We start from the raw sequence: 14,860 nt of genomic DNA, 5'->3' as shown, positions 1-14,860 counted from the left end.
ATAATTCTTTAAAATATAGAACTAGTATATTTATCAAGAAGTAATATTGATCTTTCCTTAAAATAAAAAAGGAGTTCCAATTGGAACTCCTTTTTGTATCTCTATTATCCTTTCAATCGGCACGCTTTAACATCACCTTCAACAACCACTTCGGTCATTCCAAGTGAAGAAAGGTTTTTCATGGCTTTATCCCATTTTTTACCGCTTAATTCTGATTTTATTTTTAGTAAACCAAATTCCATTTGGTTATCATTTGCTTCTAAAATAGCAACAATTGTTTTTTCATCTGCTTCAAGCTCCACCACAATTTGTTTTTTCTCTGGACGCATTTGTGGAAACAACAATACTTCTTGAATAGAGGCATTATTAGTCAAGAACATAATTAAACGGTCCATTCCAATTCCCATTCCAGATGTAGGAGGCATTCCGTATTCTAATGCTCTAAGGAAATCTTCGTCGATAAATTCAGTCGCTTCATCATCTCCTTTTGCAGCTAGTTTTAATTGCTCTTCAAAACGTTCTCTTTGGTCAATTGGGTCGTTTAATTCTGAATACGCATTGGCTACTTCTTTACCACAAACCATTAATTCAAAACGTTCCGTCAAATCTGGATTGTCACGGTGCTCTTTACAAAGGGGTGACATTTCCTTTGGGTAATCAGTGATGAATGTTGGCTGAATATAATTCCCTTCACATTTAGCACCAAAAATCTCATCAATCAATTTTCCTTTACCCATGGTAGCGTCAACCTCAATTCCCATTCCGCGAGCCGCTTCAAAAAGTTCCGTTTCACTTTTTCCTGAAATATCAAAACCAGTAAAATGTTTGATAGAATCAGTCATAGTAACGCGAGCATAAGGTGCTTTAAAGTTGATAGTGTGTTCTCCAAAAGTAGCTTCACTAGTTCCATTAACAGCAATGGCGCAATGCTCTAGAAGATCTTCGGCAAATTCCATCATCCAGTTGTAGTCTTTATAGGCTACATATATTTCCATAGCGGTAAATTCTGGGTTATGGGTTCTATCCATTCCTTCATTTCTGAAGTTTTTAGAAAACTCATAAACTCCTTCAAAACCACCAACAATTAATCTTTTTAAATACAATTCGTTTGCAATACGCATGTAAAGCGGAATATCAAGCGAGTTGTGATGTGTGATAAACGGACGTGCTGCTGCTCCACCAGGAATAGGTTGTAAAACTGGAGTCTCCACCTCAAGATATCCTCTATCATTAAAGAAATTACGCATCGCATTGAACATTTTTGTTCTTTTGATAAACGTTTCTTTCACATTTTGATTCACAGTTAAATCCACATAACGCATTCTATAACGCAATTCAGCGTCATTAAAAGCATCGTGTACTTTTCCGTCCTCATCTACTTTTGGTAAAGGCAACGGACGTAATGTTTTGCTCAAAAAAGTAAAACCATCCACACGAATACATTGCGCGCCTACTTTAGTAGTAAACAATTCTCCTTCAATACCAATAAAATCACCTAAATCAGTTAATTTTTTAAATACCTGATTGTATAATGTTTTATCATCACCTTCACACAATACATCGCGATTCACATACAATTGTATGCGCCCTTCGCTATCTTGTAGTTCAGCAAAACAAGCTTTTCCTTGATCTCTCACACTCATCAAACGCCCAGCAACAATGACCTTTTTACCTTCTTCAAAGCTTTCCTTTATTTGCTTCGAAGTATGATTTACTGGAAAAAGATTAGCTGGATAAGGGTTTATTCCCAAATTGCGTAAGTTTTGTAGTTTTTCTCTACGGATAATTTCTTGTTCTGATAATGCCATTTTATGCTGATTTTAAGAGCGCAAAGATACTTTATAAGTCGCAAAATCGCAAAGTTTTATGGGAGCAAAGTTTTTTTTGGAGCATTTTCCAGCTTTCCGTTACAATCTTTAGTTTTTTAAAGAAAAAAACTAAAGGATTTCCACTTTAATCTGGGCTAGGGATTCGAGTAATTATACTATATTCGATACTAATTTATAATCCAAATTTAAAAACTTGAAAACTAAAATATATCTACTTCTCATTTTAATGGTATCCTTAACTAGTTGCCAAATAACAGAAACTATTTATTTAAACCAAGATGGCTCTGGTAAAATAGAAACGGAATCGCTACGGGACGAAAATAGTTATATGCAATTGTCTGGTGAAAATTATTCAAAAGAGGAGAAATTTGAAGACACCACTTATATTTTTAAGGATTACATAAATAAATATTCGGAGAATTTTTTAAAACTTCCATCATTCGAAAAAGCTATTTTTCAAAAATATGCAGCAGTTCAGGTTCATATTAAGAATAGTTCTTATGAGAAAGAATTTCGAACAAAGATGAATCTAGATTTCAATAATATGCAAGAAGTACCTGATTTATATAAAACTCAAGAATATGCAGATGATTTAGAACATAATTATGCTTTATCTGCCGAAGAACATTATTATAATGTCAGTTATACTTTTGACGGAAGTCATTTTAAAAGAATGGTAAAAATTACTGATGAAGCTGAATTAAAAAAACAGCAGGATAAAATAGCCGAATTAAAAACTCGGTTTTCTAATTTAAAAATAAGTCAGCCATATGTTTTACGCTACCATTTTCCTAAAAAAATAAAATCTGTTTCGAACACAAAGGCAAAATTAAGCGCAGACAAAAAATCATTGGAATTACATTTTCTATTGACAGATTGTCTTCAAAATCCTGAGATTACTAATTTGGAAGTAGTTTTAGAGTAACGATGTTGAACTTAAAAAATCGTTTTTCTTGTCAAGTCGAGCGCAGTCGAGACTCATCTAGTTGGTCTCGACTGCGCTCGACTTGACAAATGTGTAATAGAAAACAACTTATTCATTCTTAAAAACTTTGTACCTTTGTCCCTCTGAAAATTTGAGACTTCAAAAAATGAATAAAACAATCCAACTTCAAGATTTAGGAAATAAAGACTACAAAGCAACTTGGGAATACCAAGAAGAATTGTTTAAAGGCGTTGTAGATTTAAAAATTAAGAATAGGAGAGAAGAACTGGAATTAGAAACGCCCAATTATTTTCTATTTGTAGAGCATCCGCATGTGTATACATTAGGGAAAAGTGGGGATTTGAGTAATTTATTGTTATCCGAAAAACAATTGGAAGACAAAGGAGCTACTTTCTACAAAATCAATCGTGGTGGTGATATTACCTATCATGGGCCAGGACAAATTGTAGGTTATCCTATTTTAGACTTAGAAAATTTCTTTACTGACATTCATAAATACTTGCGTTTTCTCGAAGAATCTATTATTCTTACACTTCAAGAATACGGTTTAGAATGTGGACGAAGCGAAGGAGAAACTGGAGTTTGGCTAGGTGTTGGAACTCCTTTTGCACGAAAAATATGTGCTATGGGTGTTCGTGCTTCGCGCTGGGTAACCATGCATGGATTTGCTTTAAACGTCAATGCCGATTTGGGATATTTTGACAACATCATTCCTTGCGGAATTCGAGGCAAAGCAGTCACTTCTTTACAAGTAGAATTGGGAGTTGAAAGAGTAGATGAAGAGGAAGTTAAAGGAAAAATTTTGAAACACTTCTCACAATTATTTGATGCAACTTTCGTGAAATCTGAAATCATCAATCGTTAATCATAGATCAAATTTATACTGTTCCGGCAATAATCGAAAACTCATTCGGTGGTATTTAGTTACCCCATATTTTCTAATTGCTTCTCGATGTTCTTTAGTTGGGTAGCCTTTGTTTTTTTTCCAATTGTACATGGGGAATTCCTCATGAATGCCATTCATATACTCGTCCCGATACGTTTTGGCCAAAACGGAAGCCGCAGCAATACTCATGAATTTAGCATCTCCTTTTACAATGCTTTGATTCGGAATTGATTTTAATAATTCAATTTCAGTTTTTGAAAATTGCTTTCCAAAAGTACTTTTTAAACCCAGTTTTGCATTCAATAACCGGTTGCCATCAACAATAATAAATTCAGGGACTGGATTTAATTTTAAAACAGATTCTTGCATTCCTTTCATCGAAGCATTCAAGATATTTATTTCATCAATTTCATTGGGATACAAATGAGTTACAGCAAATGAAACAGCTTGATTTTCGATAATAGGCCTTAGTTTTTCTCTCGTTTTTTCGGTTAACTGCTTGCTGTCATTTAAGGTTGTATTTTCGAAATCTATTGGTAGAATCACTGCAGCCGCAGTTACAGGACCAGCGAGACAGCCACGACCTGCTTCATCGGTTCCAGTTTCAAGAATTAGATTTGAAAAGTTAAGTGCAAGCATGATCTATTTTTGGTTTAACAAAGGTTATGAAATTTTATTAATAATGTTTCGTTATTTTAAATATTTGCAATATTAAGTCTGTAAATTATGGTGTTTTTTTATATGATTTTATCATTTACCTTTGCTCGTATTACTAGTGTGAAAATAATAGCCCTAATTATATATCCGTTTCAATGAGAATCCTCTTTTTTTTATATTTCATAATATTTCCAACTCTTTTGTTTTCTCAAGTAAATTCAGGAAATGGCGGCAATAATAACAACAATAATAAATATCAAAGAGAATCAGATACCATAAAAGCGCAAAAAGTAGCTACGATGGATATGTACCGTTTTATAAACATAGAACGTGATACCACTTATCTTGATACTGCTCTTACTATTAAAAGAGAATATTCGTTTAATTATTTACGAAAAGACATTTTTGGATTGTTGCCTTTTTCTAATGAAGGGCAAACCTATAACACACTTCAATATAGTTTAACAGAGTTTTCTCCATATCCAGAATTTGGTTTCAAGGCAAAACATTTTAATTTTTTGGAAGCCAATCAAATTAAATACAGCTCTGTAGCAACTCCAGTAACTGAATTGTACTTCAAATCGGTTATGCAAAAAGGACAATCTCTGGATGCTTTTTTTGCTATAAATACGTCACCTAGACTCAATTTTTCTATCGCTTATAAAGGATTGCGTTCTGAGGGAAAATATATTAATCAGTTGGCTAGTACAGGAAATTTTAGATTCACAACAAGTTACAACACGCTAAATAACCGCTATGTTGCCAATGCTCATTTTACATATCAAGATATTTTAAATGAAGAAAATGGGGGTATAACAACCATTTCTGATTTTGAAAGCGAAGATCCTAAATACGATAATAGACAACGATTGGAGGTTTATTTCAATGATGCCAAATCCTTCTTAAAAGGGAAACGTTTTTTTGTGGATCATTTTTTCAGAGTGAATCCAACCAAGGGAGAAAATAATTTATATGTTGCCCATCAATTCAATTACGAAAATAAGTTTTTCGAATACAATCAAGCTACAGTTCCTTCTACAGTAGGTTCTTCAATTGTTTATAGATTTGGGGATTCTTTTGTAAGTTCTGGAATCAATGATCAAACGCATTACAATAAAATGTATAATAAAGTGGGGTTGGTTTATGAGAATACGACTTTAGGTAAATTTCAGTTTTTTGCCGATGATTTTAGATCGAATTATTACTACAATCAAATATTGATTTTTGATACTAAAACCGTTCCTGCTTCTTTGTCTAGAAATATTAATAGTGCAGGTGGGCAATACGAATATCAAAAAAACAAATGGAACGGAAAATTCTTGTATTCAAGATCGGTTACAAATCAATCGTTGTCGAATTTAGATGCTAAGTTGCATTATGAAATGAATGATGATTATCAATTTTCATTTGGATACCAAAACTTAAATAAACTACCAAACGATAATTACAACTTATATCAAAGTAGTTACATAAATTACAACTGGTCGAATGATTTCAAAAACGAAAAAATAAATTCGATAACAGCCAATGCGTCGACGCCATGGATTGAAGCTTCTCTTCAATTAATGACATTAAATGATCACTTGTATTTTGAAAACACAGCAACTGATGACAGCCAGCAAATTGTAACGCCAAAACAATATGGTAATACGATAAATTACATTTCTGTTAAAGCGAGTAAGGAATTTAAATTCGGGAGATTTGCTTTAGATAATACCGTTTTATACCAAAAAGCAGATCAACAAGATGCTATTTTAAATGTTCCCGAAATAGTGACTAGAAACACCATTTATTATACTAATTACCTGTTCAAAAAAGCGTTGTTTTTGCAAACTGGTTTCACATTGAATTATTTTACAAGCTACTTGGCGAATGATTATAATCCGGTTATTGGAGAATTTTTTGTTCAAAATAAAAAAGAAATTGGTAATTATCCTAATGTTGATTTTTTCGTTAATGCTCGCATTCAACGAACAAGAATCTACTTCAAAGCAGAGCATTTTAATTCTTCTTTCACAGGAAATAACTTCTATTCAGCACCCAATAGTCCGTATCGTGATTTCACAGTTCGCTTTGGTTTAATCTGGAACTTCTTTAACTAATTCCCATTCGATTTTAAGTTTTTCTTGGGCGTTTCATCCTGCTATCCGCTATAGCTGGCACTTGCTTAAAGGGAGCAAGTAGAGGATGTCGCTTTTATCACGAACGCAAAACAGACTAATTGATGCTATTTTATAACAAAATGCTATCTTTGCGACTACATTTATAACATTTTGCAATTATTAAAATAAAATCAAATGCATTACGCTGAAAATATATTAGGTACAATAGGAAATACTCCTTTGGTTAAATTGAACAAAGTAACCGAAGGAATAGACGCTTTAGTACTTGCCAAAGTGGAAACCTTCAACCCAGGAAATTCTGTAAAAGATAGAATGGCAGTAAAAATGATTGAAGATGCCGAAGCGGACGGCCGTCTAAAACCAGGCGGAACTATTATTGAAGGTACTTCTGGAAATACAGGAATGGGATTAGCCTTAGTAGCAATTATAAAAGGCTACAAATTAATCTGTGTGATTTCTGATAAACAATCCAAAGAAAAAATGGATATTCTACGCGCTGTGGGAGCAAAAGTAGTGGTTTGTCCTACTGATGTAGAGCCTACAGATCCAAGATCATATTATTCTGTTTCTAAAAGATTAGCGGAGGAAACTCCTAATTCTTGGTACGTAAACCAATACGATAATCCATCAAATGCCATAGCACATTACGAACAAACGGGACCGGAAATTTGGGGACAAACAGAAGGTAAGATTACTCATTTTGTTTCGGGTGTAGGAACAGGAGGAACGATTTCAGGAGTAGGAAAATATTTAAAAGAGAAAAATCCAAATATTAAGATTTGGGGAATCGATACTTATGGTTCTGTTTTTAAAAAATACCATGAAACTGGAATTTTTGACGAAAACGAAATCTATTCTTATATCACGGAAGGAATTGGCGAAGATATACTTCCTAAAAATGTTGATTTCTCTTTAATTGACGGGTTTACAAAAGTAACCGATAAGGATGCAGCTGTTTATACGCGTAAAATTGCATTAGAGGAAGGAATATTTGTTGGAAATTCGGCTGGTGCAGCCGTAAAAGGATTATTGCAACTCAAAGAACATTTTAAGAAAGACGATGTAGTAGTCGTGTTGTTTCATGATTCAGGAAGTCGTTATGTAGGTAAAATGTTTAATGATGACTGGATGCGCGAACGCGGATTCCTAGAAGAGACAGTTACTAAAGCAGAAGATGTTATCAAAGATCATATTGATAAACCATTAATTGTTGCACGAACTGAAGAATTAGTTTCTCATGCTATTGAAAGAATGCGTCAATATAAAATTTCTCAAATTCCTGTAATGGATATTACTGGATTTGTAGGTTCTCTTGATGAATCTGATTTGTTTCAAAGTTATGTAAGCGATAAAAATACCGCTGATAGACCCATTCGTGAGATCATGGGGAAACCCTATCCAATTGTGGAGTTAGGGACTACTATTGAAGCAGTATCTAAATTATTCTCTAGAGAAAACGCAGCTGTTTTGATTGATTTAGGAAACGGGAAACACCATATAATTACCAAATATGATATTATTGGATCAATAAAATAATTTCAAACCAATTTTTTTTTTGCCACGAATTACATAGATAAGCATAAATTAATTTTGTGTTCTATTTTAAATTCGTGGCTTTTTTAATTTCTAAAACGAGTTTTTTTAATTAATTTATATAAATTCGTTGTTGATAATTGCTTACTTATAATTATAATTTACAAATGACTTTTACTGCCATAGATTTTGAAACCGCAACTGCATTCCATCCTTGCTCTGTAGGTATTGTTACCGTAGAAAACGGAATAATTGTTGACGAGTTTGTTACTTTGATCAAGCCTCCCAATAATTTATATTCTCCATTTACCATTCAAGTTCATGGAATATATCCACGTGATACAGTGAATGCAAAAACATTTGCTCAAGTCTATCCCGAAATTCAAAAACGATTACAAAATAGAGTAGTGGTTGCTCATAATGAAAGTTTTGACAGGAATGTATTGGCTAAATCGATGGCACTTTACAATTTAAATTATGAAGATTTAAATATTGCCTCTCGTTGGGAATGTACCGTAAAAATCTATAAAGCCAAAGGGTTAAAACCGACAAAATTAAGTGATTGTTGCCGAGCAATGAATATTGCTTTAAATCATCACGAAGCATTGTCAGATGCTCGAGCTTGTGCTAAACTATATATGATGAGATAAGATGCTCAATTTCATCCTTTAAGTGAAACGGAACTATTTTTTCATTACTTTAGTCTCTTAACAACAAGGCTTTAAGATGAAAGAAGATTTTCTGCACTACCTCTGGAAATTCAAGAAGTTTGATACTTTAAATTTAAAAACTTCAAATAAAGAAGAGGTTACAATTACTCATGTTGGCCAATATTTAGAATTAGCAGGACCGGATTTTTTTAATGCTCAAATTACCATCGGCAATCAAAAATGGGCTGGTAATGTGGAGATCCATCTTAAATCTTCTGATTGGTATGTGCATCATCATGAAAGAGATGCGGGTTATGAAAACGTGATTCTTCATGTCGTTTGGGAACACGATACCGAAATCTTTAGGAAAGACAATACCGAAATTCCTGTTTTAGAACTCTGTCAATATGTAGATAAGAACACGGTTGCTAATTATCAATCTTTAATGGCTCCTAAATCTTGGATTTATTGCGAAAAACAGTTAAAAGAGGTAAGCGAGTTTACATTGAAAAATTGGCAAGAGCGTTTGTTTTTTGAACGATTAGAAAGAAAATCCAAGCCTATTTATGAATTATTGGAACAAACCAATAATGATTGGGAAGCCGTTTTATTTAGCCTGTTGGCTAAGAATTTTGGGTTGAATACGAATGGCGATGTTTTTTACCAAAATGCCAAATCAATTCCATTTACTATCATTAGAAAAGAAAGTGCGGAGGTCGAAAATTTAGAAGCCTTACTCTTTGGAAATGCTGGACTACTCAATTCCGAAAAGGAAGATAATTATTTTAAAGATTTAAAAATCAGGTATTTTTATTTGCTGCACAAGTATCAAATTGATAAAATGAATCTGGCGCCAGTTCAGTTTTTTAAACACCGACCCGATAATTTTCCAACGATACGACTTTCTCAATTAGCTAATTTATATCACTCTAGACATAATTTATTTTCTAAAATTACTGATCTAAATTCAGTTAAAAGTTGTTATGATTTATTTCAAATTTCTTCTTCAAAGTATTGGGAGAATCATTATCAATTTGACAAGGAAAGTCCAAAGAAAAAGAAAAAATTATCTAAAGCCTTTGTCGATTTATTGATTATAAACACAATCATTCCTATTCAATTTGCGTATGCAAAAAGTATTGGTAAAGAAATTTCAGAAAATCTAATCCAGTTAGTTATGGATGTTCATCCAGAGAAAAATGCGATTATAGATAAGTTTACTTCTTTTGGATTAAAAACTTCAAATGCTTTTGAAACTCAGTCATTATTGCAACTTAAAAATGAATATTGTTCAAAAAGTAAGTGTTTAGATTGCGCAGTGGGAATGGAGTTGATGAAACAAGATTAATTCTTTGGTTTAGAAGATCAGAAATAATATCGTATTTTTGCTAAATTCAATTTTATAAAATAGATAATGGCTCAAAAAATTGCTAGAGTAATTAAACTTAAATATTTTTTCGAAAAATATGGTTTCCATGTATCTTCAAGATTAGCTGATAAATTAGGAATGCGAGTAACAAGTGTTCGCCTTTTTTTTATTTACATCTCTTTTGTTACAGCTGGTCTTTGGTTTGGTGTCTATTTAACTTTGGCCTTTTGGATTAGGCTTAAAGATTTAATTCGCGCAAAAAGAACCTCTGTATTTGATTTGTAAAAAAAATAAAAATAAAAAAAAGGGATTATAAAGCTTTGACACTTTATAATCCCTTTTTCTATTTATGACTACCAGATATTATTTATCTGGATTATTTAATTTACTATTTTTCTTACCGTAGGCAAAGTAAAGCCCAATACCAATTGCCATCCATATTACTAATCGCAACCAGCTTTCATAAGGAAGTGAGTACATTAAATACACACAAACAAGAATACCAGCGATAGGTACATATGGTACAAATGGAGTTTTGAAAGATCTTGGAGCATCTGGCATTTTTTTACGCATTACTAGTACACCAATACAAACTAATACAAATGCTAATAATGTTCCAATACTTACCATATGTCCTAAGTCACTTACTGGAACAAAACCAGCAAATAAACTTACAAAGATCATAAAGAAGATGTTTGTTTTCCATGGAGTACGGAATTTTTTATGAATATCTCCGAAAAAAGAAGGCAATAGGCCATCTTTACTCATGGTATAGAAAACACGACTTTGTCCCATTAACATCACAAGCATTACAGAAGTGTATCCAGCCAAAATAGCTACGATTAATCCAGTTTGAAGGAATGAATATCCAGTAACAGCAAACGCTGTAGCTGCAGGTTTTGCATCTCCAACAAATTTATAATAAGGAACAAGTCCTGTCATTACGTGAGCAAATAACACATATAAGATAGTACAAATAACTAATGATCCTAAAATTCCAATTGGCATTCCTTTTTGTGGATTTTTAGCTTCTTGTGCTGCGGTAGAAACAGCGTCAAAACCAATAAAAGCAAAGAAAACGGTTCCAGCTCCTGCAGCAATTCCTGACCAACCAAACTGTCCTTTAACACCTGTGTTCTCCGGAATGTATGGAGAGTAATTAGCAGGGTCAATATATTGCCATCCTAAGACAATAAATAAAATAACTACTATAACTTTTAGAACTACTAAAAAGTTATTAATATTAGCAGATTCTTTTGTACCTCTAATTAATAACAAGGAAAGAGCAGAAACGATTAATATAGCAGGAAGATTTATGTATCCTCCGTCTACAATCGTACCATCACCTAGTGTTAATGTTTCCCATGGGGAGCATATGAATTTAGGGTTCAGATGAACACCGTATTTATTTAATAACTCAAGTAAGTATCGTGACCAACTTACCCCGACAGTGGCGGCCCCTAAAGCATATTCAAGAACTAAATCCCATCCTATAATCCATGCCATAAATTCTCCCATTGTTGCATAGGAATACGTATAAGCACTACCTGCAACTGGTATCATAGAAGCAAATTCAGCATAACAAAGTCCTGCAAAAGCACATCCTACTGCGGCAAGGATAAATGATAAAGTTACTGCTGGTCCAGCGTGTTCTGCTGCGGCAATTCCTGTTAGGGAAAATAATCCAGCACCAATTATTGCTCCAACTCCAAGTGCTACTAAGGATCGCGAAGACAATGTTCTTTTTAACCCTTTTTCGTCTTCTGAAGCTTCATTTAGTAAAACCGACAGAGGTTTTGTTTTCCAAATTGACATATATTTATTGGTTTAATTGTTATTAGTGCTCAAATGTATTATTTTTTACAAAATATAAAAATAATTTTTTCAATTTTACTTAAAAATAAAAAGACTTTGATGTTTGTTTAATTTCGAATTTCGAAATAATATTATTATTTACTAATAATAAAATTGCTTTTTTAGCAATTTGACACTAATAATTGTCAAATTATTTTTCTAGTACGAACCATCTTGACGTTTAATTGTATAAATTTAGAGCTCAGTAATTAAAGGGAAATATTGACCGATTTTTATCTAAAAAAATATAATTTTTAATCAATTTCTTGTCAATGGATTTTAAAAATATAAAGTCTTATTTTGAGTTTTCAAAGGATCAACGAGCTGGTATATTTTCTTTAGTTGTAATAATACTGTTTTTACAATTGGGTTTTTTCTTTTTTAACGAGAATGTAATTCTAGAGACTGACTTGGGTAAGCAAAAATGGCTTTCCATACAGTCTAAATTTGATGCTTTAAAAAAGGACAAGTCTAAAACACTATTTAAGGTCTATCTTTTTAACCCCAATTTCATTACAGATTATAAAGGCTACAAACTGGGTATGTCAATTCAGGAAATTGATAGATTACTCGCTTATAGAAAAGAGAATAAATATGTAAACTCTGCAAAAGAATTTCAAGCTGTTACTCAAGTATCGGATTCGTTATTGAATAATATAGCCCCACTTTTTAAATTTCCAGATTGGGTAAATAATAAAAAGGAACGTAAAGAATATGTAGATTATAAAAACAAGTCGATTGTAAATTTTCCTAAGAAGGAAAAATTAGTTTTAATTGATATCAATAAGGCAACGCAAGAAGATTTGATTAAAATTTATGGTATAGGCGAGGTGATTTCTAAAAGGATATTGATTTTAAAAGAAAGTCTTGGAGGCTTTGTTTCGATGGATCAAATGAAAGACGTTTGGGGTTTATCTCCTGAAGTGATCGCTAATCTTGATTCCCATTTTAAAATTGTTGCTGTTAGTAATTTGAAAAAAGTGAATATAAATAATGCGTCTTTGAAAGAAATGGCTCAATTTCCTTATTTTAAATATCCTTTGGCTAAAGAGATTATTATCTATCGAAGTATGAATGGAAATTTTAATAATATTGAGGATTTAATAAATATTAAGGGTTTTCCTGTTGAAAAAGCAAAAATAATTGCCTTATATTTGGACTTTAATTAGAAGTGTATAATTGAAATGGTTTAAATTTTTTTAATTTACTGCAAAATAGTTGTTTTTGTTGCGTATTTTTCTTTCATTAAATCAGATCTTAGTTATGTAGTTCAAAAAAAAACTTAAGTCTGAAATATAAAGCCTTTGCTTTTCTTTTCAATCACTTCAATTTATAAAAGTAAAAAAAAATATTAAAATACATGGATTCAAATTATTTCACAGAAGAACACCAATTATTTAGAGAGAGTTTAAAAGATTTTTTACAGAAAGAAGTTGTTCCGCATATTGAAAAATGGGAAAAAACGGGGACAATTGAGCGTTTTATATGGAAAAAATTTGGAGAAATGGGTTTTTTCGGAATACGCTATCCTGAGGTTTATGGTGGATTAAACTTAGATTTATTTTACACTGTTATTTTTTTAGAAGAACTTCAAAAAATTAAATCAGCAGGTTTTGCGGCTGCAATGTGGGCACATTCTTATTTAGCGATGACCCATTTGAATGCAGAAGGGGATGAGCGAATTAAACGTGATTATTTAGCGCCAAGTATATCTGGTGATAAAATTGGCGCTTTGTGTATTACAGAGCCCTTTGGAGGTAGCGATGTTGCTGGTATGCGCACGACAGCTGTTAAAAAAGGAGATAAATATATTATTAATGGTTCTAAGACATTCATCACTAATGGTGTTTATGGAGATTATTATGTTGTTGCAGCCAAAACTAGTCCTGAGCTAGGTAATAAAGGGATCAGTATGTTCTTGATGGATAGTAATTTAAAAGGAGTTTCCGCTGTAAAACTGGATAAATTAGGATGGAGAGCTTCAGATACTGCGGAAATTGCATTTGATAATGTTGAAATTCCTGTAGAAAATTTGATGGGAGAAGAAGGAAAGGGGTTTCCTTATATTATGCAGCATTTTGCTTTAGAGCGTTTGATTATGGCAATAAATGGTCATGCTAGAGCGGAGTATGCAATTGATTATACGATCGAATATATGGGGCAACGTGAGGCTTTTGGTAGGACAATCGATAAGTTTCAAGCTTTAAGACATACTTTGGTAGAACATGCTACTGATGTTGAGCATTGCAAAGTGTTTAATTATGCTGCTGTAGCTCGATTGGATAAAGGAGAATATGTGGTTAAGGAGGCTACTATGGCTAAATTAAAATCTACAAAGGTGGCTGACGAAACAATATATAGTTGTTTACAAATGTTAGGTGGTTATGGTTATATGGAAGAATATCCTTTAGCACGTATGTTTAGAGACAGCCGTTTAGGGCCAATTGGGGGTGGAACTTCGGAAATTCTTAAAGAGATTTTAGCAAAAATGATAATTGACAAACAAAATTATAAGCCAGCGGTGAAATAAAAGCGAACGAACTAGAGTGATTTAGAAGAGCCAGTTTAGTTGTTGGCTCTTTTTTTATGTGTGAAGGATAGAAGTGAAAATCCTTTTATGAAGTGTAACGGAATAAAAGATTGTAGCGGATAGCCTGACGGCAAAAACGGAATGTTGTCTTGGAATGGAATTGTGTTTTGCCGGCACACCAAAAAATAATTGAAATTCATGGTCTGTAATTCAAATTAATGATTACTTTTGCACACTTAACGAAAGGGGGTGTCAATATTATGTTAATTATACCAATTAAAGACGGAGAAAATATAGATAGAGCATTAAAGCGCTATAAGAGAAAATTTGATAAAACAGGAACTGTTCGTCAATTAAGAGCTCGTACTGCTTTTATTAAGCCTTCTGTAAAAAATAGAATTAAAGTTCAAAAAGCAGCTTATATTCAAAACATGAAAGACAACTTAGAAAACTAAGTAGTTCTTTTTACATGATAATTACCGT

Annotated in this window: 13 protein-coding genes; 10 read left to right on the top strand and 3 right to left on the bottom strand. The window is 32.6% G+C overall.

Annotated features, from left to right (window positions below):
- Positions 1-104: 104 nt before the first annotated feature.
- On the bottom strand, positions 105-1,808 hold the full coding sequence (gene lysS / locus AB3G34_RS10955) for a lysine--tRNA ligase (protein WP_367754889.1): 1,704 nt from the start codon (positions 1,806-1,808) through the stop codon (positions 105-107).
- A gap of 214 nt (positions 1,809-2,022) precedes the next feature.
- Between lysS and AB3G34_RS10950 the strand changes: the two genes are divergently transcribed.
- Together AB3G34_RS10950 and lipB are read left to right on the top strand one after the other, a co-directional pair.
- Positions 2,023-2,754: a hypothetical protein gene (locus tag AB3G34_RS10950; RefSeq protein ID WP_369752470.1), complete on the top strand. Its 732-nt coding sequence runs from the start codon at positions 2,023-2,025 to the stop codon at positions 2,752-2,754.
- Between the two features lie 166 nt (positions 2,755-2,920).
- Complete coding sequence (lipB, locus tag AB3G34_RS10945) at positions 2,921-3,640, top strand: lipoyl(octanoyl) transferase LipB (RefSeq protein ID WP_369752469.1); 720 nt, start codon at positions 2,921-2,923, stop codon at positions 3,638-3,640.
- Here the strand turns inward: lipB and AB3G34_RS10940 are convergent, their stop codons facing one another.
- On the bottom strand, positions 3,641-4,300 hold the full coding sequence (locus AB3G34_RS10940) for a ribonuclease HII (RefSeq protein WP_369752468.1): 660 nt from the start codon (positions 4,298-4,300) through the stop codon (positions 3,641-3,643).
- A gap of 173 nt (positions 4,301-4,473) precedes the next feature.
- Here AB3G34_RS10940 and AB3G34_RS10935 point away from each other — a divergent pair, with 173 nt between their 5' ends.
- From AB3G34_RS10935 to AB3G34_RS10915, 5 genes are all read left to right on the top strand, one after another.
- On the top strand, positions 4,474-6,420 hold the full coding sequence (locus AB3G34_RS10935; RefSeq protein ID WP_367754881.1) for a putative porin: 1,947 nt from the start codon (positions 4,474-4,476) through the stop codon (positions 6,418-6,420).
- Positions 6,421-6,615: 195 nt separating this feature from the next.
- Positions 6,616-7,977 (top strand): pyridoxal-phosphate dependent enzyme, encoded by a 1,362-nt coding sequence (locus AB3G34_RS10930; RefSeq protein WP_369752467.1) that lies wholly within the window; start codon positions 6,616-6,618, stop codon positions 7,975-7,977.
- 164 nt (positions 7,978-8,141) lie between these two features.
- Complete coding sequence (locus AB3G34_RS10925) at positions 8,142-8,624, top strand: 3'-5' exonuclease (RefSeq protein WP_367771763.1); 483 nt, start codon at positions 8,142-8,144, stop codon at positions 8,622-8,624.
- Positions 8,625-8,700: 76 nt separating this feature from the next.
- Positions 8,701-9,972, top strand: a complete 1,272-nt coding sequence (locus AB3G34_RS10920; RefSeq protein ID WP_369752466.1) for a DUF2851 family protein — start codon at positions 8,701-8,703, stop codon at positions 9,970-9,972.
- Positions 9,973-10,038: 66 nt separating this feature from the next.
- The gene (locus tag AB3G34_RS10915; RefSeq protein ID WP_369752465.1) at positions 10,039-10,278 is read left to right on the top strand and encodes a PspC domain-containing protein; all 240 of its coding nucleotides are present in this window, start codon (positions 10,039-10,041) and stop codon (positions 10,276-10,278) included.
- 78 nt (positions 10,279-10,356) lie between these two features.
- Here AB3G34_RS10915 and AB3G34_RS10910 read toward each other — a convergent pair whose 3' ends face one another.
- Positions 10,357-11,808, bottom strand: a complete 1,452-nt coding sequence (locus tag AB3G34_RS10910; protein ID WP_369752464.1) for an amino acid permease — start codon at positions 11,806-11,808, stop codon at positions 10,357-10,359.
- A 311-nt stretch (positions 11,809-12,119) separates the two neighbouring features.
- Here AB3G34_RS10910 and AB3G34_RS10905 point away from each other — a divergent pair, with 311 nt between their 5' ends.
- The 3 genes from AB3G34_RS10905 (at position 12,120) to rpsU (ending at position 14,832) form a co-directional block, all read left to right on the top strand.
- A complete protein-coding gene (locus AB3G34_RS10905) occupies positions 12,120-13,016 on the top strand; it encodes a ComEA family DNA-binding protein (protein WP_369752463.1) in 897 nt (298 codons plus the stop codon).
- Positions 13,017-13,207: 191 nt separating this feature from the next.
- The gene (locus tag AB3G34_RS10900) at positions 13,208-14,377 is read left to right on the top strand and encodes an acyl-CoA dehydrogenase family protein (protein ID WP_369752462.1); all 1,170 of its coding nucleotides are present in this window, start codon (positions 13,208-13,210) and stop codon (positions 14,375-14,377) included.
- Positions 14,378-14,637: 260 nt separating this feature from the next.
- Complete coding sequence (gene rpsU, locus AB3G34_RS10895; protein WP_007137807.1) at positions 14,638-14,832, top strand: 30S ribosomal protein S21; 195 nt, start codon at positions 14,638-14,640, stop codon at positions 14,830-14,832.
- Positions 14,833-14,860: the final 28 nt, after the last annotated feature.

This window comes from Flavobacterium sp. WC2409, from assembly GCF_041200085.1.
Lineage (GTDB): Bacteria > Bacteroidota > Bacteroidia > Flavobacteriales > Flavobacteriaceae > Flavobacterium.
Note: the sequence above shows the minus strand (reverse complement) of the source record. Positions and strands in the feature narration are given on the sequence as shown.

Coding starts and splice junctions, on each gene's coding strand:
- lysS (WP_367754889.1), bottom strand. CDS start 1,808: ATGGCATTATCAGAACAAGAAATTATCCGTAGAGAAAAACTACAAAAC.
- lipB (WP_369752469.1), top strand. CDS start 2,921: ATGAATAAAACAATCCAACTTCAAGATTTAGGAAATAAAGACTACAAA.
- AB3G34_RS10940 (WP_369752468.1), bottom strand. CDS start 4,300: ATGCTTGCACTTAACTTTTCAAATCTAATTCTTGAAACTGGAACCGAT.
- AB3G34_RS10935 (WP_367754881.1), top strand. CDS start 4,474: ATGAGAATCCTCTTTTTTTTATATTTCATAATATTTCCAACTCTTTTG.
- AB3G34_RS10930 (WP_369752467.1), top strand. CDS start 6,616: ATGCATTACGCTGAAAATATATTAGGTACAATAGGAAATACTCCTTTG.
- AB3G34_RS10925 (WP_367771763.1), top strand. CDS start 8,142: ATGACTTTTACTGCCATAGATTTTGAAACCGCAACTGCATTCCATCCT.
- AB3G34_RS10920 (WP_369752466.1), top strand. CDS start 8,701: ATGAAAGAAGATTTTCTGCACTACCTCTGGAAATTCAAGAAGTTTGAT.
- AB3G34_RS10915 (WP_369752465.1), top strand. CDS start 10,039: ATGGCTCAAAAAATTGCTAGAGTAATTAAACTTAAATATTTTTTCGAA.
- AB3G34_RS10910 (WP_369752464.1), bottom strand. CDS start 11,808: ATGTCAATTTGGAAAACAAAACCTCTGTCGGTTTTACTAAATGAAGCT.
- AB3G34_RS10905 (WP_369752463.1), top strand. CDS start 12,120: ATGGATTTTAAAAATATAAAGTCTTATTTTGAGTTTTCAAAGGATCAA.
- AB3G34_RS10900 (WP_369752462.1), top strand. CDS start 13,208: ATGGATTCAAATTATTTCACAGAAGAACACCAATTATTTAGAGAGAGT.
- rpsU (WP_007137807.1), top strand. CDS start 14,638: ATGTTAATTATACCAATTAAAGACGGAGAAAATATAGATAGAGCATTA.